This window comes from Desulfurivibrio nitratireducens (genome assembly GCF_044068515.1).
Classification (GTDB): Bacteria; Desulfobacterota; Desulfobulbia; order Desulfobulbales; family Desulfurivibrionaceae; genus Desulfurivibrio.
The window spans coordinates 1-17,034 of the sequence record NZ_JBIPKI010000031.1 but is presented as its reverse complement, the minus strand read 5'-3'; the positions used below and the strand labels follow the sequence as shown (position 1 = coordinate 17,034).

Here is a 17,034-nt window from a genome sequence, read left to right as displayed (position 1 = left end):
CCGCCGGGGCCGGAGATTTTTTTTCGGCCGACCCGCCAGCGACCAACCACCGCCTGAACCAGGTTCTGTACCGCCCGGCGGCCAGCCGCCAGCCCAGGTTCCAGAGGACCTTGCTTGCCCTATACCAATCTCGTCTATCTCCTGCTGGTCATTATTATCCTCGCCACCCGGGGCGTCCCCGATGAGCCGCAGCTTGCCCTCGGGCCCGCCCTGCTCCTTTTCGCCCTCAAAGCCGCTTTGTTCGCCGGGTTCAGCCACTACAGCTTCCGCCGCCCCGGCCCCTTCAAGGCCGCGGCTTACTTCGCCACCCAACAACGGCTTTCGATCCTGGCCATCATCAGTTTCGCTTTTGACATCTATCTGCTCGATGCCCAGTACTATTTCGCCAAGCTGCCGGCCGCCGCGGCCCTGCCGAGCCTGGTGCCCTATGCCGGGGTGGCCCTTTTTCTCAGCTACCTGCTGGTGGTCTGGAACCGGGCCCGGCCGAGCTACTGCCGGATTTTCCAGGCCCAGCATCCCCCCTTGGCCTTTATCGCCGCCAACCTCAAGCTCAACCTGGTCATTCTCCTGCCCTGGCTGCTTATTACCCTGCTGGCCGACCTGCTGGCCCTGACCACCTTCGGCCCGTTTAAGCAGTTGCTGGCCTCACCCTGGGGAGAACCCCTGGTGATTATCTGCTTCTTTCTCCTGCTGCTATTCGTCTTTCCCTGGCTGGCCACCCGGCTCTGGGACTGCCGCCCCCTGCCCGACGGTCCTCTGCGGCGGCGGCTCGAGGATTTGTGCCGCTCCCACCGGGTAAGGTTTCAAGACATCATGCTCTGGCCGCTTTTTGAAGGCCGCCTGCTCACCGCCGGAGTCATGGGAATCACCCGCCACTTCCGTTACCTGCTGATCACGCCGGCCCTGCTCCAGGCCCTGGACGATGATGAGCTGGAAGCGGTGATCGCCCACGAAATCGGCCATGTCCGCCATCATCATCTGCCGATTTACTTCCTCTTCTTTGTGGGCTTCGGCCTTTTCGCCCACCTGGCCTCCCTGCCCTTTCTGATCATGCTGCTGGACTCGGGCCTGCTCGAGCGGGCCATGGCCTTCAGCGGCAAATCGCCCCTGGCCATCATCAACCTGGCCGGAACCCTGGCCCTGCTGGCCCTGGTCATTATCTATTTCCGCTTCCTTTTTGGTTTTTTCATGCGCAATTTTGAACGCCAGGCCGACCTTTACGCCCTCGAGGCGGTGGGGCGGGCGGAACCACTGATCCGGGTTTTCGAAAAAATCGCCTGGCTGGGGGGCAAAATCCGCGATTTGCCCAGTTGGCATCATTTCAGCATCGGGCAACGGATCGATTACCTGGCGGCCAGCGATGAAAACCCCGGCCTGATCAACAAACATCATCGCAAAGTCCGCCTGAGCCTGGTGCTCTTCCTGCTGCTGCTCGGCAGCGCCGCCTTTACCCTCTGGCAGCTGCCCGGAGAGTTGGGCGAAGAAGAGGCCAAGGCTCGCCTGGTGGAAACCATCATCCAGGAAAAAATCCGGCTCGAGCCGGATAACCCCGACTGGCCCAGCCTGCTCGGCGATCTTCACTACCTGCGGGGGCAGTATCCCGAGGCGATCGCCGCTTATGAACAATCGTTGTTGCTGGCACCCCACCAGCCGGAAATACTTAACAACCTGGCCTGGCTGCTGCTCACCGCCGAAGATCCCGCCGTCCACGATTATCCGCGGGCCCTGGAACTGGCCCGGGAGGCAGTCCGTCTCGACCCCAATCCCCACATTCTTGATACCCTGGCCACCGCCTGGTGGCAGATGGGGGACCGGGAAAAGGCGGTGGCGGCGGCCAGGGCCGCCCTCGAGGCGGCCGACCCCCTCGAACGACGCTATTACCAGCAGCAACTGCAAAGATTCCAACGGGACGAACTGCCCCGGCCGGCGCGCAAAGAGGAGGAGCCCAGACCATGACCAGGGGGCTGCTGATAGTTTACACCGGCGCCGGCAAAGGCAAGACCTGCGCCGCCTTCGGCCAGGCCTTGCGGGCGGCCGGCCAGGGTTTGCAGGTCTGCATCATCCAGTTCGTCAAAAATCGTCCCAGCGGGGAAATCAATGCCCTGCGGCAGCTGGCCGACCGGGTGGAAATTCACCAGGTTGGTTCCGGCTTCAGCTGGCAGGACCAGGACCTGGTCCGCTTCCGGGAAAGCGCCCTGAAGGGGTGGGATTTAGCCCGGGAAAAAATTACGGCCGGGACCTATGACCTGGTGGTGCTGGATGAGTTGACCTATCTGTTCCACTTTTCCGTCCTTGGCCCCGAGGAGGTCCTGGCGACCCTGCGAGCCCGGCCGGCCACCATGCACCTGGTGGTCACCGGCCGCGACGCCGGCGCGGAACTGCTGGCGGCCGCCGACCTGGTAACGGAGATGAGGGAGGTGAAACACCCCTTCAACCAGGGAATCTCCGCCCAGAAGGGTATTGAGTGGTAGCAAAACCTGGGGCAGCCGGCCGTCGGGGAGCCACAGCCGGCCGCTCAGGGCCGGCGGCAAAGATCGGCGGGAATCGTTTTCCGGGCCAGATTCGCGGCCAATTCCCGCCCCAATTGGTAGGCCTCGTCAAACTGCTCTTTGGTGTGGCCGAAGCGGCGGTAAAAACGGCCCAGGAAGGAAGAAGACCTTTCCGGAGCGATGCCGGCGATCTTGAGAAACACCCCGATGGTCCGCCAGGGTTCGCTCTGGGGATGATCGAAAACCACCGGCCCGCAGGGAATCGCCGCCATTTTGGCCAGACGCTTTTCCAGGTACCGCCAGTGGCTGGACCAGTAGCCCCGGCAGGAAATCATGGCCAGGACCGGCCGGGAGCGGAAAAAACCGGGGTATTCATCGAGCAGGGCCAGCACCGGTCCGCTGGGATTCCAGGACCAGGTGGGGCCGGCCAGCACCACCAGATCCCAGGGATCATCAGGGTCTGCGGCCGGGGGCTGAATGGCGAAGCGGACCCGGAAAAGGGTGATCAGCATCAGGGCAAAGGTTTTGAAAATGGAGCCGAGGGGAAAACGCAGGGCGCGCCGGGGCTGAATCCGCTCCCAATGCACCTCCGCCCCCCCATCGGCCAGACCGGCGGCCAGGCGCCGGACCAGGACGGCACTTTGGCCGCTGTATGAATAGTAGAGAATGAGAATCCGGGCCGGCGGCGTTGGCACGGTCATTGGTTGCGCCCGTCTCGTTTCAGCTTAAGGTAATCCGCTCCCCACCAGGACCCGACCGGGGCCGTAACGGCAACGGGCCAGAGCCGGCGGCGGCGGAATTTCAGCAAGCGGACGGCGGCCACATCTGATAAATTGGAAACCCGGGGTCCAAGGATCCTCCACCGACTGGTGGTCTTGGCCGCCCGGTGGTTTCGGCAAAACCGGCTTCCTGCTGCAGCGCTGGTCAAAAACATGTCCTAAATTAGGCGAGATCAAACCGGAAAACAAGTTAATAGTTGCCTGAAACAAGCTTGCCGAAACCAAGCACTTTGCTTTGGCCTGGGAAGTTTCCGAGCAACTGAACGGTGCCCGGACAAAGCCGGCAACCATCCCGAACTCCAAGGGGCAAGCGGCAGCAAGATTGCGTGACCGCTCAGCACTTGCGCCTTGTCTCTTCAACCTGAAAAGAGGAACCATGAGCACCAATCATGAAATAATCATCATCGGAGCCGGGCTGTCCGGCCTGGCCACCGCCCATTTTCTAGCCGGCGCGGGCGCCGGGACCACCACTCTGATCATGGAACAGAGCGATCGCCCCGGGGGGGCAATCAGGTCTTTTCACGAGGATGGTTTCCGGGCCGAATGGGGCCCGCACGGGTTTCTCGACAACAACCCGGAAAGCCGGCAGCTCCTGGCCGAATCCGGCCTGGACCGGGAAGCGCTCAAGGCCCCGCTGAGCAAAAATGTCCGCTTTGTCTGTCACCAGGGCCGCCTGGTGGCCCTGCCCCAGAAGCCCGGCGCCCTGCTGACCACCCCACTGCTTTCCCTGGCCGGCAAGCTGCGCCTGGCGGCGGAACCGTTCCAGAAACCGCTGCCCGACGGCCACAGTATCGGGGAATGGGCCCAACACCGATTCGGCCGGGAAATTCTGCCCCTGGTGGACGCGGCGATCACCGGCACTTTCGCCGGCGACTACCAGCGCTTGAGCATCGACGCGGTGATGCCGGGAGTAAGAAGGCTGGAAAAGGAACACGGTTCACTGCTCCGCGGCCTCTGGCGGGAACACCGGCAGAAGAAAAAGACCGCCGCCCCCGGCGAAGGCAAGAAAGCCGGAGGCGACCGCCTGCCGGCCATGACCAGTTTCCCCCAGGGGATGGAACACCTGGTAAACCGCCTGAGCCGAGAACTTAACATTCTTTATCAATGTGGGGTTACGGCGATCCGCCCCCTGAGCGAGGGCGGCTGGGAAGTCCAAAGCCAGCAGGGCGTTTTTCGGGCCGCCCAGCTGGTGCTGGCTTTGCCGGTCAACCAGGCCCTGGCCCTGCTGGAGGCCTTTGCCCCCCCGGTGGCGACGGTGCCGGAAGCGCGGATTGTCACCGTGGCTCTGGGCTTTCGGCGCCAGGACGCGGAAATCCCCGCCGGCTTCGGTTATCTGGCCCCGGAACGGGAGGGCCGCTTCACCCTGGGCGCCCTCTTCTCCTCGCACATGTTCCCGGACCGGGCCCCCGCCGATCATGTCCTGCTCGAGGCCCTGGTCGGGGGCCGGCGCCATCCCGAACGGCTGGAGCTGGATGACGAGACCATGATCAACAATATTTACAATGATCTCCGCCAATTACTGCCCATCAAGGCCCCGCCGGTCTTTGCCCGGGTCCTGCGGGGCTCCGGCGGTATCCCCCAGCTCGAGCAGGACCATCCCCGCCTGCTGGCCTGGCGCGACCAGCTGGCCCGGCAGCACCCCGACCTGCTGCTGGCCGGCTTCGGCTGGGACGGCATCGGCATGAACGACATGATGAAGGCCGCCAAGCAAGCCGCCGAAAAAATCGCCCAGGGCCGCAGCAGCAAAGAACAGGCGCAAGTCCGACCCGTCTATTTCTAGACGGGCTCCGCACCGGCTTGGCAAAATTTTCCCTCAAATGCAAGGGGGCCTCAACGGCTTCCCTTAATTGCGCTGCCGCAAACGCGCGGTCAGATGCTCCACTTGTCCCCGGATGCTGCCGTTGCGGGCCACCGCCTCGGTGATTACCCGGATGGAATGGACCACGGTGGAGTGGTCCCGGTTGAAGGCCTTGCCGATACCGGCCAGGGCCTCTTCGGTGAGCTTGCGGGCCAGATACATGGAAATCTGGCGGGGAAAGGCCAGTTCCTTCTTGCGCGACTTGGACTGGAGATCGGTCACACTGACCCGAAACTGGGCCGCGACGAAATCGCGGATGGCCTCGGCGGAAAGGCCGGGGGCTTCATTGCCCATCACCGCGCTTACCACCTCCTGGATCATGGCCATGGTCGGCGGACTTTTCTGGAGGTTGGACTTGGCCTTGAGCCCGACGATGGCGCTTTCCAGGCGGCGGACATCTCCCCGCACCTTCTCGGCCAGGTATTCGATCATATCATCGTCCAGAACCAGCTTGTGGTAATTCGCCTTGCGCTGGATGATCAGGCGCCGGGTCTTCAAATCCGGCGGATTGATGGTGGTGACCAGGCCGGAGCCCAGGCGGGAACGAACCCCGGCGTCCAGGTCGGGAATGTCGCGGGGGCTCAGGGAACCGGTAAAGAGCACCCGGCGGCCGCTTTCCAGCAGACAGTCGACCGCTTCGGCCAATTCCACCTGGGTCTTGCTGCGACCCGCCAGGGTCTGGACATCTTCCACCAGCAGCACATCGCACTGGCGCTGGAACTTTTCCTTGAACTGGTCCATGCTGTTGTTCTTGATATGGCGCACCAGTTCGGCGGTGAGCTGCTGCGAAGTCAGGCAGCAAAGGCGGGTGCTGGGGGCGTGGTTATAAAGATGATGGGCCACCGCGTGGGCCAGATGACTCTTGCCCAGACCGGTGCCGGCGTTGATGAAGACGCAGGGCTCCGCCTCGGAGGCGTTGGCGGCGATGGCCTCACAGGCGGAAAAGGCCAGGGCGTTGGATTCGCCGACCATGAACTCGTCAAAGGTATAACGAGGATGGAGGGTCCGAATGCGGGAACGGCCCCGGGGCATGCTGGGCAGGCGCAACTGTTCGCCGCGGTCGACTTTGTCGTCGGCCGGGTCAGATTGTCCGGCCAGACTCGGATCCACCCGGAATCGGACCTGAACGCCGGCCCGATCCAGTTGGATCAGGGTTTTATCGATCACGGCAAGATAATTGTTCGCCACCCATGAACAAAAAAAACGGTCGGGGCCGGCCAGGTCCAGGACCCGGCCATCCTCCCCCAGGCAGCGCAAAGGTTCTATCCAGAGGTTGAATTCACTTTCAGAAAGTTGATGGTGCAGAATGCTTCTAACTTCAGGCCAAATCATACTCGTCTCTCCCCCTTCTGCCAGCGCGGTATCCTTAGAAACCGTTTCCCCTCGTGCCGGCTGTTGTATTCAACCTCTGCCGGGCTGTCAAAAGCGCTCCGGCGCTATTTCAGCAACCGCCTCCGGGGGCTTTTCAACAGCCGGAAAAGAGCGCCGGGATGAGAGTTTAGATTTTTTTTACCGCTAACAGGGCTTAAACATGGCGCTTTTTTTTGCCGGAATTTTTGGGTGTATTATCGAGTTACTAGACCGTCGCTTGCCGCAAGTCTCAATATTTAACGAAACGGTAAACAACCCTTTTTTCTCTCGATTGCTCCTGTTTTCTCCTCTTTACTCTTTATTGCTCTTTTCATGTTAGCTTCCCACGTGTTTCCGGGCAGATCAAAAATTGACCCGCAAAATCTTTTCTTTCCTTGACAGGGCAGGTTATTTCTGATTTATTTTCGGTAATACAATATCTAAAAAAGGTGCTACCAATATGCTGAAACGATTCTCAGTTTCCCTGGAAGATGGGCTTTTGGCTGATTTTGACGAATTTATCAAGCGCCGGCAATACACCAACCGCTCCGAGGCCATCCGTGACCTGATCCGCAAGGAGTTCGTCAAGGAGGAGTGGGGCGAGGATAAAGAGGTAATCGGAGTGATCACCCTGGTTTACGATCATCATCATTCCCAGATCCTCGAGCGGATCAACAGCATCCAGCATGACCATCATCAAATGATCACCTCCACCACCCATGTCCACATGGATCACCACAACTGCCTGGAGATCCTGATCGCCCGGGGGCAGGCCAGCGCGGTCCGCGAGCTCTCGGACCAGCTCATCGCCCTGCGGGGCGTCAAAGACGGCCACCTGGCGATGAGCAGCACCGCCAGGGCTTTCTGATGGGTCCGACGGCAAACCGCGCTGCGCTGTCAAGCCGATGCATATAGCCGATGGAATTTTAAGTCTGCCGGTGGTGGTCGGCGGTTTCGGCGCCACCGGGGTCACGGCCTGGTATTGCCTGGAACGGATCAAGCGCGCCGGCGATCCCCGCGAGCAGATCCCCCGGGCGGCCCTGCTCACCGCCGCTTTTTTCGTGGCCTCGCTCATCCACATTCCGTTGCCGCCGGCCGGGGTTCACCTGGTGCTCAACGGGCTGCTGGGCATCCTGCTGGGGTGGTTCGCCTTTCCAGCCATTCTGGTGGGGCTCTTTTTTCAGGCTGTGATGTTCGGCCACGGCGGGCTGACCGCTCTGGGGGTCAACGCCCTGATCCTGGGCCTGCCGGCCTTGCTGGCCGGCTGGTTTTTCCGCCTGGGCCGGCAGCCGACAGAAAGTCCCGGCCGCAGCGGCTGGCGCGGGGCCCTGGTCGGGGCCGGAGCCACCGGCGGCTCGCTGCTGCTTTTTATCATCGTCCTGCTGGTGGGGTTGCCGGCCGATTACAGCCAGGACGCGGCCCGGGTGGCGATTACCGTGCTGGCGGCGGCCCACCTGCCCCTGATCATCATCGAGGGAACGGTGGCCGGCCTGCTGGTCGCCTTCCTGCAAAAGGTCAAACCATCTATTTTGCCCCTTTACAGGCCCTGAAACCCCAAGATCCGCGCCCCGTTTTGGCGAACGAGAAATGAAAGCAACCAGCATCCTGCAACAATGCGATCCGCGCTTCAAACTGCTGGGCCTCGGCGCCCTGGTCCTGGCCTTTGCCATGATCAACGATCTGCGCCTGGTTCCGCTGATCCTGGCTACCACCTTTATTTTGTGGAGTTTGTCCGGGCTTTCGCCGGCCTTTATCCTCCGGCGCCTGCGCTACCCTTCCCTGCTCCTGGTCCTGCTGCTGCTGGGCCTGCCCCTGGCGGTCGGCGACCAGGCCTGGTTGGCCTGGGGGCCGCTGACGATTTACCAGGAAGGGCTGGCCGCCGCCGCCCTGATCGGGGCCCGCTTTCTGGGCATTTTCCTCAGCGCCCTGATTCTCCTCAACACCAGTCCCCTGACCACCAATATCAAGGCCATGCGGGCCCTGGGGATGCCCTGGATCCTGGTTGACCTGGCCCTGCTGGTCCTGCGCTACCTCCAGGTGATCGGCCAGGACTACCGCCAGATGCGGACCGCCATGCGGGCCCGGGGCTTCCGCGGGGACAGATTGGGCCCCCGCCAGCTCCAAACCATCGCCTGGCTGACCGGCAGCCTGCTGGTGCGCAGCTACGAGCGCTCCGACTGGATCTACCGGGCCATGCGCCTGCGGGGCTATGGCCAGAATGTTGAGCAGGCCCACGGCTTCCGGGCGAGACGGCTCGATTTTCTGATGCTGGGACTTATCCTGGCCGTTTCCTTGTTAATTACCGGCCTCAGCCTGCCGTTAAACCTCAGCAGTTAAAGCAATGACCGCCTTGCTGGAAATCAACAATCTTTGCTTCACCTACCCCGGAACTCCCGAAGCCTACCCGCAGCACGGATTCATCCAGGATCTCAACCTGCGAATCCAGCCCGGCGAGCGGGTGGGCTTGATCGGTCCCAACGGGGCCGGCAAAACCACCCTCTTTCTGCTGGTCTGCGGGATCCTCAAGCCCGGCCGGGGCCAAATCAGCTTCCAGGGCCGCCAACTGGCCGCCAACAGCTTCAACCCGCAAATCGCCCTGGTTTTCCAGAAATCCGACGACCAGCTCTTCTGTCCTTCGGTATGGGAAGATGTGGCCTTCGGCCCTCAGAACCTGGGCCTGGACGCAAGGGAAGTAAACCGCCGGGTGGAGCAGGCCCTGCGGGCGGTGGGAGCCGAGAACCTGGCCGAGCGGCCGGTCCACCATCTTTCCGAGGGGGAGAAGCGAATCGTGGCCATCGCCGGGGTGCTGGCCATGCGGCCGGCCCTGGTCATCTACGATGAACCCAGCGCCGGGCTTGATATCCGCACCCGGCGCCGGCTGATTTCCCTACTGGGGCAAGGACGGGAAAGCCTGCTGATCGCCTCCCACGACCTGGAACTGGTCCTGGAAGTCTGCGAGCGGGTGGTGCTGATGGATGGCGGCCGCATCGTCGCCGACGGCCGGCCGGCCGAGATCATGGCCGATGAAAAGCTGATGCAGACCCATGGCCAGGAAAAGCCCCATTCGCTGATCCCCCACCAGAATCCCCACCACCGGGCCCCGGAGGGCAACCGCTAGCGAACGGCGGCCAGGCGGGCCAGGGCCGCCAGGCAGGAGTCTACCTCCTCCCGGCTGTTGAACCAACTCAGGGAAAGGCGGAGAGTGCCTTCGGGGAAGGTGCCGAGGCTGCGATGGGCGGCGGGCGCGCAGTGGAGACCGGCCCGGGCCATAATCCCGAACTCCCGCTCGAGGCGCAGAGCCAGCTCGGAAACCGCGCAGCCGGCCAGGCGCAGGGAAACCACCGGGCAGCGGGGCAGCTCCCGGGGCGGCCCGTAAAGGGTGATGCCGCTGATCGCGGCCAGGCCCACCAGCAGGCGGTCGGTCAGGTCCTGTTCGTGCCGGGCGATGGCCGCCAGGCCGACCCGGTTGATAAAGCGGATCCCGGCGGCCAGGGCGGCGATCCCCAGAGTGTTGGGGGTGCCGGCCTCGTAGCAGTCCGGGGCGAAGTCGGGCTGGTTTTCCTGCTCGGAATTGCTGCCGGTCCCCCCCATGCGCAGGGGCCGGAGGGGCAGGTCCGCCGCCATCACGAAGCCGCCGCTGCCGGTGGGGCCGAAAAGCCCTTTGTGGCCGGTAAAGGCCAGCAAATCAATGCCCGCCTCATCCACGGCCAGGGGGAGATGGCCGGCGGACTGGGCCGCGTCCACCAGCAGCCGGGCCTGGCCTTTACGGGCGGCGATTTCGGCCAGGGGGGCGATGGTCCCGCAGACGTTGGAAGCGTGATTGATGATGATCAGGCGGGTGTTGGGCCGCCGCAGCCGGTCAATGGCGGCGGGGTCGATTTCGCCGCCGGCCGAAACGGGCAGCAGGGAAATGGCGATCTCGCCCCGGCTTTCCAGATAGCGCAGGGGCCGCATCACCGAGTTGTGTTCCAGGCCGGTGGTGATCACGTGATCACCGGAACCCAGCAGGCCGAAAATCCCCAGATTGAGGGCCTCGGTGACATTGGCGGTGAAAATGACCCGGGAAGAATCGGCACAGCCGAAGAACTCGGCCAGCAATTCCCGGGCGGCGAAAATCTCCCGGCCGGCGGCCAGGGAATAGCGGTGGGCAGCCCGGCCCGGGCTCAAGGCGATCTCCCGGGGCAGCCGGCTTAAGACCTCCAGCACCTCCGGCGGCTTGGGAAAGGAGGTGGCAGCGTTATCGAAATAGATGGCTTTTTCCAATTCAACCCTTAACAGCCGGCCGCCAATCAACCCGGAACCGGCAAAAGTTCAGCAACCATAACCAACACCAACAGACCGGAATCCCCCAAAAAAACGTAAACCGCCGGCAGTGCCGCAGGTTGCGGCAAGCAGGCCGGCGCCGCTTACATCGGTACGCAAGCCGGCCTGATCGCCGCAAGATGCGGTGCTGCCGGTGGTTTACGGGCGGATGACGGTTTGGGCCTCGGCCATCCCCTTCATGATTTCATACATATTGGTCACTTCACCCACCCGCAGTTTTTCCTGAAGGCCGAAAAAATCCAGGCAGGTGCCGCAGGAATAAACCCTGCTCCCCCGGCGAACCAGTTCCCGCAAAGGCTCCAACAATCCCTCATCCGGTTCAGCGCCGGCGGTGATCCGCACCCCGGCATTGTAGAAATAAAGGGCGCCGGGCAGCGGGTCCAGGGCCGGCAGGGTCTTGATAAAGGCCCGCATCAACACCCGGCCCAGCTCTTCATCGCCCCGGCCCATGGTGTCGGCGGTAATTATAGCGACAACCCCGCCGCCGGCGGGATAACAGAGATATTCTTCCGGCGCGGCGGCTTCCGCCCCGGCCCCGGAACCGGCGCTGGCCCCGGCTGCGGGGGCTTGCTCGATGGTCAGGCGGAAAACTCCGTCCTCCTCGCGCTCATCAACCGCCAAGCCCTGGCTGCGGGCAAAACGGGTCACGTTGCTGCGGGCGGCCTCGTTGTCGACCAGTACTTGCAGCCGGCCCCCGGCCATGGCGTCCAGGGCCTCCTTGGTTTGAATCACCGGCTGGGGGCAAAGCAGCCCCCGGCAGTCCAGTTCCCGTGCTTCCGGATTCCCGGCCATTTTGATACCTCCCGGTTAGCGCCGGACCGCTTGCGGCCGCGGCTGACAGAGTTACAAAAATCAGGGGAAGCCTGACTCAACCGCCCCGGACTGAAAGGGCGCGAACAATGCCGGCCCCCGGTCAATTCTCACCCAGCATGGCAAAACCATCGATATTGGCCAGCATGAAATCCACCACCGCCTCGGGCCCCATTTGCGAGGAATCGACGATCACCGCGTCGTCGGCCGGCCGCAGGGGGGCCAGGGCCCGCTGGGAATCATCCTGGTCCCGCCGGATGATCTGGGCCAGAATCTCCTGGTAATCGGGCTCGTCGCCCCGTTGCCGCAACTGCTCGCAGCGCCGCCGGGCCCGTTCTTCCGGGCTGGCGTCGAGATAAAATTTATGCTGGGCCCCGGGAAAGACCACCGTGCCCATATCCCGGCCCTCGGCCACCAAACCGCCCTGGGCGGCCATAAGCCGCTGCAGCTCGGTGAGTCTGCGCCGAACCTGGGGATAGGCGGAAATCCGCGAGGCCTCCAGTCCCATTTTCGGGGTGCGAATGGCGGCGGAAACATCCTCGCCGTTGAGTCGCACCCGCACATCATCATCACCCTCGGCCGGACTGAGTTCGATCTCCAGCTTATCCAGGGCCGCCTCCAGGGCCTCGGCATCTTCGGGATCGATGCCCGCCCGGCGGACATGCAGCCCCACCGCCCGGTACATGGCCCCGGTATCGAGATAGGTGTAGCCCAGGCGGGCGGCCAGCAGCCGGCTGATCGTACTCTTGCCCGCTCCCGAGGGTCCGTCAATGGTGACCACGGCTTTCTTTTCAGCGGCCATAACCAAGCTCCTTCAGGCTTTGCTCCAGACTGCGGAGGAAACGGTCGTTTTCCGCCGGTTTGCCGGGGGTGATCCGGATATAACCGGGGTAACCGTAGGCGTTCATCGGCCGGACGATGACCCCCTGGCGCAACAGGTGCTCGTAGAGGGCTCGGCCGTCGCCGCCGATATCGATGAGGAAAAAATTGGCCTGGCTGGCAAAGGCCCGGCAGCCCAGTTCGGTCACCGCCGCCGCCAGGCGGGCTTTCTCCCGGGCGGTGGTTTCCAGGGTAAGGCGGTAGTGCTCATCGTCCTCCAGGGCGGCCAGGGCCCCGACCTGGGCGGGAGTGCTGACATTGAAGGGCTGGCGGACCCGGTGGATATAATCGGCCAGTTCTTCCCGCATCAGACCGTAACCCACCCTGAGCCCGGCCAGCCCGTAAGCCTTGGAAAAGGTGCGCAGGGCCACCACCGGCACCGGACCGTCCAGGTAGCGGCGGGCATCCAGGCGCAGCTCGGGATCGACGAAATCGACGTAGGCCTCGTCGAGCACCACGATGACCCCCTCCGGCACCCGGCCCAGGAAATCCTCGAACTCGCCGGCGCTGAAAACCGTGCCGGTGGGATTGTTGGGGTTATCGAGAAAAATCATCCGGGTACGCTCGCTGACCGCCGCCAGGATGGCGGCCAGATCATGCCGCATGTCCTTGAGCGGCACCACCCGGTTGACCCCGCCCTGGGCCTGGACCACGTTCTGATAAACCAGGAAGGTGGGATGCGAGGTCACCACCTCTTCCCCGCTGGCCAGGAAGGCGGCGGCCAAAAGCCCGATGAGTTCATTGGAGCCGTTGCCGAAAACCAGGCGTTGGGAAGGCACCGCCAGCCGCTGGGCCAGCTCCCGGGCCAGGTAGTAGCAACTGCCGTCGGGATAGCGATGCAAGCCGGCCAGGCAGGCGGTAATGGCGGCCAGCGCCTTGGGGGACGGCCCCAGGGCGTTTTCATTGGAGGCCAGCTTGATCGAGCCACTGATCCCGTACTCCCGTTCCAGCTCCTCGATGGGCTTGCCCGGCGGATAAGGAATCAGGCCGGCGATATGGGGGGCTACCTTGATGGGCATAAAAAATCCTGTTTGGCAGGGAGAAACCCTCCCTGGATTATGAGTGCAACCACCAGCAATGCCGGGGCCGGGGAGCCGAGGGGCAAAAGCCGGCCCCTCCCCGCTTCACAAAACCGGGCGTCGCTCCGTCAGACCCAGCCGTTTTTCCAGGTCGGCGGCCACCCGCAGGATCTGATCCTCGCGGTAGTGGGCGGCCTGGAGTTGCAGGCCGATGGGCAGCCCGGCGTCACTGAAGCCGCAGGGCAGCGACATCCCCGGCAAGCCGGCCAGGTTGGTGGGGATGGTGAGAATGTCGGTGAGATACATGCTCAGGGGGTCGCTCTTGGCCCCCAGGCGCCAGGCGGGGGTGGGGGTCACCGGGGAGACGATGACATCGCACTCCTTAAAGGCCCGCCGGTAATCTTCGATGATCAGGGAACGGACCTGCGAGGCCTTGCGGTAATAAGCGTCGTAATAGCCCGAGGAGAGGGCATAGGTGCCGATGATAATCCGCCGTTTGACCTCGGGGCCGAACCCCTGCGACCGGCTGCGGCGGTACATGGCGGCCAGCTCGTCCGCCGCCGGATCCCGGTGGCCGAAACGGACCCCGTCGTAGCGGGCCAGGTTGGAGCTGGCCTCGGCCGGGGCGATCACGTAATAGGCGGCCACCCCGTATTCGGTGCGAGGCAGGCTGATCTCGCGCAGTTCGGCCCCGGCCCCTTCCAACTGGCGAATGGCCGCCTCCACCGTCCGCTGGACATCGGGATCCAAACCGACCTCGAAATATTCCCGGGGCAGGCCCAGGCGCAGGCCGGCCAAACCCTGGTCCAGGGCGGCGGTAAAATCCGGCACCGGCTCCCGGACCGAAGTGGAATCCCGGGGATCGTGGCCACAAATGGCATTGAGCAGCAGAGCGGCGTCGCGGACATCCTTGGTGATCGGTCCCACCTGGTCCAAGGAAGAAGCAAAGGCCAACAGTCCGTAACGGGACACCCGGCCATAGGTGGGCTTGAAGCCCACCACCCCGCAATTGGAAGCGGGCTGGCGGATGGAACCGCCGGTATCGGTGCCCAGGGCGGCGACGCATTGATCGGCGGCCACCACCGCCGCCGAGCCGCCGCTGGAGCCGCCGCAGATATAATCGAGATTCCAGGGATTGCGCGGCACCGCGAAGGGCGAGTTTTCATTGGCCGAGCCCATGGCGAATTCGTCCATGGTGGTCTTGCCGATGATCACCGCTCCGGCTTGCCGCAGTTTCGCCACCACGGTGGCGTCATAGGGCGGGATGAAGTCCGCCAGGATTTTCGAGCCCCCGGTGGTGCGCAAGCCCTTGGTACAGAGGACATCCTTGACGGCGATCGGCACCCCGCACAGGGGCGGCGCCGCGCCCGCCGCCAGGCGCCGGTCGGCCTCGGCAGCGGCGGCCAGGGCTCCTTCCCGGTCCAGGGTGATGTAGGCGTTAACCTGCTCACCGGTGGCCGCGATCCGGTCCAGCACCGCCCCGGTGGCCTCGCGGGAAGAAATTTTGCCGGCGGCCAGGGCCTCGGCCAGGCGGGCGATGGTCAGACAATTGACATCCATATCAAATCACCCTGGGAACCACGAAGGCTTCACTGGTGGCCCGGGGCGCGTTGGCCAGGGCTTCCTGCCGGGGCAGGGAGGGCTGCACCTCGTCCTCCCGGAAGGCGTTGACCTCGGCCAGGGCGTTGCTCAGGGGCTCCACTCCGGTGGTATCCAGTTCGCTCAATTTATCGACATACTGCAAAATGTTGCTTAGCTCGGCAGCCAGGCCCTCGACTTCCTCCGGCTCCAGTTCCAGCCGGGCCAGCCGGGCCACTTCCGCCACTTTTTCCGGTCCGATGCGCATAAAATATCCTTAAAAGTATCACTTTTATTGTTCTTTATCGGCGCCGGTAAGGCCGCCCGAAGCCGGGCGCCGCTGCAGGCCCGCCGCCGGGCCCGGGCCCGACTCGGCTTAACCGAGCAAAACAACTAAGCAAAACAACCAAAAAGCCAGATCATCCAGGAATTGTCCAGTATTTTTTTGCCGTTTCCCGGGCGTATTCCAGGGCCCGCAGGGGGCCCACGGCCTGGCGGAGGCGAGTGCGGCTTTTTTTCGGCAACAGCCGGTCGCCGGCCATTTCCCCGAGGCAGGCCAGCACCCCCCGCTCCATGATGGTCAGGTCGTAGCCGCCCTCCAGGACCATGACCAGCCGCCCGCCGCAGAGCCCGGCGGCCAGCTCGCCCAGCACCCCGGTCATGTAGGCGTATCCTGCCTCGGTGACCATCATGGTGCCCAGAGGGTCGCCGCCATAGGTGTCGAAGCCGGCGGAAACCAAGATCAGTTCAGGCCGGTACTGTTCGGCCAGGGGAGTGAGCAGTTCGTTGAAAATCCGGGCAAAGGCCGCGTCATCCTGGCCGCCCTGGAGCGGCACATTGATGGTATAGCCCTCGCCCCGCCCCCGGCCGGTTTCGCTGAGGGCTCCGGTACCGGGAAAATAGGGATACTGGTGGGTGGAAAAAAAGAGAACCTGGTCGGTATCGTAAAAGGCCTGCTGGGTGCCGTTGCCGTGATGAAGGTCCCAGTCGACGATCAGAATCCTTTCCAGGCCGAGATTCTGCAAGGCATGGCGGGCCGCCACGGCGATATTGTTGAAAAGGCAAAAGCCCCGGGTCCGGTCATGTTCGGCGTGATGGCCCGGGGGCCGGACCAGGGCGAAGGCTTTATCAGCCTCGCCCGCCGTCACCAGGTCGACGGCCTTCACCGCCGCTCCGGCGGCCAGGCAGGCTGCCTCGTAAGAGCGAGGCGAGGTACAGGTGTCGGGATCGAGGCACTCAAAGGGACTGCCGGCGGTGGCCGCCACCCGAGCGATATGGGCCCGGCTGTGGTTCAGGGCCAGGGTGTCCTCGTCGACCGGCAGGAAATCGGGAAACAGAAAACGTTGCCGCTGTTCAGGCCGGGCCAGTTCCCGGTAGAGCCCGACCAGGCGCTGGGGGACTTCGACATGGCCTGGGCCCGGATCATGGGCCAGAAAAACCTCGCTCTGCAGCACCGCCGTTTTGCTTTTCATCACCGGCCCGTCCCTTTTTTAGCCCTTGAGCTTTTCATATTCAATATCGGCCGGCAGACCGGGCTGGCGGGCCATGGCCACCGCCAGTTGATCGCAGCGTTCGTTCAGGGGGTTGCCGGCATGGCCGCGCACCCAGTGAAAATTCACCGTCAGTTCATCCACCAGGTCCAGCAGCCGGCCCCAGAGATCGGGGTTGAGGGCAGGCTGGCGGTCGGCCTTGACCCAGCCCCGGCGGCGCCAGCCCCGGGCCCAGCCTTTGCTGATGCCGTTGACCACGTAGCTGGAATCGGAATAAAGCCAGACCGGCCGGTCGCGGTGCTCCAACTCGCTCAGGGCGACAATGCAGGCCATCAATTCCATCCGGTTGTTGGTGGTAAGCCGGAATCCCCCGGCCAGTTCCCGGCACTGGCCGTTAAAGAGCTGGACGACCCCGTAACCGCCGGGTCCGGGATTGCCCAGCGCCCCGCCATCGGTGTA

At 63.7% G+C, this 17,034-nt stretch carries 17 protein-coding genes; 7 read left to right on the top strand and 10 right to left on the bottom strand.

The window, feature by feature from the left end:
• Nucleotides 1–114: 114 nt before the first annotated feature.
• Together ACHHTY_RS08530 and cobO are read left to right on the top strand one after the other, a co-directional pair.
• Nucleotides 115–1,956 carry a M48 family metalloprotease gene (locus ACHHTY_RS08530; protein ID WP_395493684.1) on the top strand — a complete coding sequence of 614 codons (1,842 nt, stop codon included), beginning with the start codon at nt 115–117 and terminating at the stop codon, nt 1,954–1,956.
• Nucleotides 1,953–2,471, top strand: coding sequence for a cob(I)yrinic acid a,c-diamide adenosyltransferase (gene cobO / locus ACHHTY_RS08525; RefSeq protein WP_395493683.1), 519 nt, complete (start codon nt 1,953–1,955; stop codon nt 2,469–2,471). Before ACHHTY_RS08530 ends, cobO begins: the two co-directional genes overlap by 4 nt.
• 44 nt (nt 2,472–2,515) lie before the next feature.
• Here the strand turns inward: cobO and ACHHTY_RS08520 are convergent, their stop codons facing one another.
• On the bottom strand, nt 2,516–3,190 hold the full coding sequence (locus ACHHTY_RS08520) for a hypothetical protein (protein ID WP_395493682.1): 675 nt from the start codon (nt 3,188–3,190) through the stop codon (nt 2,516–2,518).
• A 454-nt stretch (nt 3,191–3,644) separates the two neighbouring features.
• Between ACHHTY_RS08520 and hemG the strand changes: the two genes are divergently transcribed.
• On the top strand, nt 3,645–5,048 hold the full coding sequence (gene hemG / locus ACHHTY_RS08515; RefSeq protein WP_395493681.1) for a protoporphyrinogen oxidase: 1,404 nt from the start codon (nt 3,645–3,647) through the stop codon (nt 5,046–5,048).
• Between the two features lie 63 nt (nt 5,049–5,111).
• Here hemG and dnaA read toward each other — a convergent pair whose 3' ends face one another.
• Nucleotides 5,112–6,458, bottom strand: coding sequence for a chromosomal replication initiator protein DnaA (gene dnaA, locus ACHHTY_RS08510; RefSeq protein WP_395493680.1), 1,347 nt, complete (start codon nt 6,456–6,458; stop codon nt 5,112–5,114).
• A 478-nt stretch (nt 6,459–6,936) separates the two neighbouring features.
• Here dnaA and nikR point away from each other — a divergent pair, with 478 nt between their 5' ends.
• From nikR to ACHHTY_RS08490, 4 genes are read left to right on the top strand one after another with little or no spacing between them, the layout of a single operon-like run.
• The gene (nikR, locus tag ACHHTY_RS08505; RefSeq protein ID WP_395493679.1) at nt 6,937–7,344 is read left to right on the top strand and encodes a nickel-responsive transcriptional regulator NikR; all 408 of its coding nucleotides are present in this window, start codon (nt 6,937–6,939) and stop codon (nt 7,342–7,344) included.
• A gap of 37 nt (nt 7,345–7,381) precedes the next feature.
• Entirely contained in the window at nt 7,382–8,026 is a 645-nt protein-coding gene (gene cbiM / locus ACHHTY_RS08500; RefSeq protein ID WP_395493678.1) for a cobalt transporter CbiM, read from the top strand.
• A 37-nt stretch (nt 8,027–8,063) separates the two neighbouring features.
• Entirely contained in the window at nt 8,064–8,813 is a 750-nt protein-coding gene (gene cbiQ, locus ACHHTY_RS08495; RefSeq protein WP_395493677.1) for a cobalt ECF transporter T component CbiQ, read from the top strand.
• Nucleotides 8,814–8,817: 4 nt separating this feature from the next.
• Entirely contained in the window at nt 8,818–9,594 is a 777-nt protein-coding gene (locus ACHHTY_RS08490; protein ID WP_395493676.1) for an energy-coupling factor ABC transporter ATP-binding protein, read from the top strand.
• On the opposite strand, the gene ACHHTY_RS08485 is transcribed toward ACHHTY_RS08490, so the two are convergent.
• From ACHHTY_RS08485 to rnhA, 8 genes are all read right to left on the bottom strand, one after another.
• Complete coding sequence (locus ACHHTY_RS08485) at nt 9,591–10,739, bottom strand: aminotransferase class V-fold PLP-dependent enzyme (protein WP_395493675.1); 1,149 nt, start codon at nt 10,737–10,739, stop codon at nt 9,591–9,593. The two genes, ACHHTY_RS08490 and ACHHTY_RS08485, sit on opposite strands and share 4 nt — an antisense overlap.
• 198 nt (nt 10,740–10,937) lie before the next feature.
• Nucleotides 10,938–11,591, bottom strand: a complete 654-nt coding sequence (gene yedF, locus ACHHTY_RS08480) for a sulfurtransferase-like selenium metabolism protein YedF (RefSeq protein ID WP_395493674.1) — start codon at nt 11,589–11,591, stop codon at nt 10,938–10,940.
• A 121-nt stretch (nt 11,592–11,712) separates the two neighbouring features.
• Nucleotides 11,713–12,411: a (d)CMP kinase gene (cmk, locus tag ACHHTY_RS08475; RefSeq protein WP_395493673.1), complete on the bottom strand. Its 699-nt coding sequence runs from the start codon at nt 12,409–12,411 to the stop codon at nt 11,713–11,715.
• Nucleotides 12,401–13,507 (bottom strand): histidinol-phosphate transaminase, encoded by a 1,107-nt coding sequence (hisC, locus tag ACHHTY_RS08470; RefSeq protein ID WP_395493672.1) that lies wholly within the window; start codon nt 13,505–13,507, stop codon nt 12,401–12,403. Before hisC ends, cmk begins: the two co-directional genes overlap by 11 nt.
• Before the next feature lie 105 nt (nt 13,508–13,612).
• Complete coding sequence (gene gatA / locus ACHHTY_RS08465) at nt 13,613–15,067, bottom strand: Asp-tRNA(Asn)/Glu-tRNA(Gln) amidotransferase subunit GatA (protein WP_395493671.1); 1,455 nt, start codon at nt 15,065–15,067, stop codon at nt 13,613–13,615.
• A gap of 1 nt (nt 15,068) precedes the next feature.
• Nucleotides 15,069–15,353, bottom strand: coding sequence for an Asp-tRNA(Asn)/Glu-tRNA(Gln) amidotransferase subunit GatC (gene gatC / locus ACHHTY_RS08460; RefSeq protein ID WP_395493670.1), 285 nt, complete (start codon nt 15,351–15,353; stop codon nt 15,069–15,071).
• A 151-nt stretch (nt 15,354–15,504) separates the two neighbouring features.
• The gene (locus tag ACHHTY_RS08455; RefSeq protein ID WP_395493669.1) at nt 15,505–16,557 is read right to left on the bottom strand and encodes a histone deacetylase family protein; all 1,053 of its coding nucleotides are present in this window, start codon (nt 16,555–16,557) and stop codon (nt 15,505–15,507) included.
• 18 nt (nt 16,558–16,575) lie between these two features.
• A partial coding sequence (gene rnhA / locus ACHHTY_RS08450) for a ribonuclease HI (RefSeq protein WP_395493668.1) occupies nt 16,576–17,034 on the bottom strand: 459 nt, incomplete at its 5' end.

Excerpts from the sequence above, each read along its gene's own strand:
- cobO (WP_395493683.1), top strand. The coding sequence starts at position 1,953 with ATGACCAGGGGGCTGCTGATAGTTTACACCGGCGCCGGCAAAGGCAAG.
- yedF (WP_395493674.1), bottom strand. The coding sequence starts at position 11,591 with ATGGCCGGGAATCCGGAAGCACGGGAACTGGACTGCCGGGGGCTGCTT.
- dnaA (WP_395493680.1), bottom strand. The coding sequence starts at position 6,458 with ATGATTTGGCCTGAAGTTAGAAGCATTCTGCACCATCAACTTTCTGAA.
- cbiQ (WP_395493677.1), top strand. The coding sequence starts at position 8,064 with ATGAAAGCAACCAGCATCCTGCAACAATGCGATCCGCGCTTCAAACTG.
- gatA (WP_395493671.1), bottom strand. The coding sequence starts at position 15,067 with ATGGATGTCAATTGTCTGACCATCGCCCGCCTGGCCGAGGCCCTGGCC.
- nikR (WP_395493679.1), top strand. The coding sequence starts at position 6,937 with ATGCTGAAACGATTCTCAGTTTCCCTGGAAGATGGGCTTTTGGCTGAT.
- cbiM (WP_395493678.1), top strand. The coding sequence starts at position 7,382 with ATGCATATAGCCGATGGAATTTTAAGTCTGCCGGTGGTGGTCGGCGGT.
- gatC (WP_395493670.1), bottom strand. The coding sequence starts at position 15,353 with ATGCGCATCGGACCGGAAAAAGTGGCGGAAGTGGCCCGGCTGGCCCGG.
- ACHHTY_RS08455 (WP_395493669.1), bottom strand. The coding sequence starts at position 16,557 with ATGAAAAGCAAAACGGCGGTGCTGCAGAGCGAGGTTTTTCTGGCCCAT.
- hemG (WP_395493681.1), top strand. The coding sequence starts at position 3,645 with ATGAGCACCAATCATGAAATAATCATCATCGGAGCCGGGCTGTCCGGC.
- hisC (WP_395493672.1), bottom strand. The coding sequence starts at position 13,507 with ATGCCCATCAAGGTAGCCCCCCATATCGCCGGCCTGATTCCTTATCCG.
- ACHHTY_RS08520 (WP_395493682.1), bottom strand. The coding sequence starts at position 3,190 with ATGACCGTGCCAACGCCGCCGGCCCGGATTCTCATTCTCTACTATTCA.
- ACHHTY_RS08490 (WP_395493676.1), top strand. The coding sequence starts at position 8,818 with ATGACCGCCTTGCTGGAAATCAACAATCTTTGCTTCACCTACCCCGGA.
- cmk (WP_395493673.1), bottom strand. The coding sequence starts at position 12,411 with ATGGCCGCTGAAAAGAAAGCCGTGGTCACCATTGACGGACCCTCGGGA.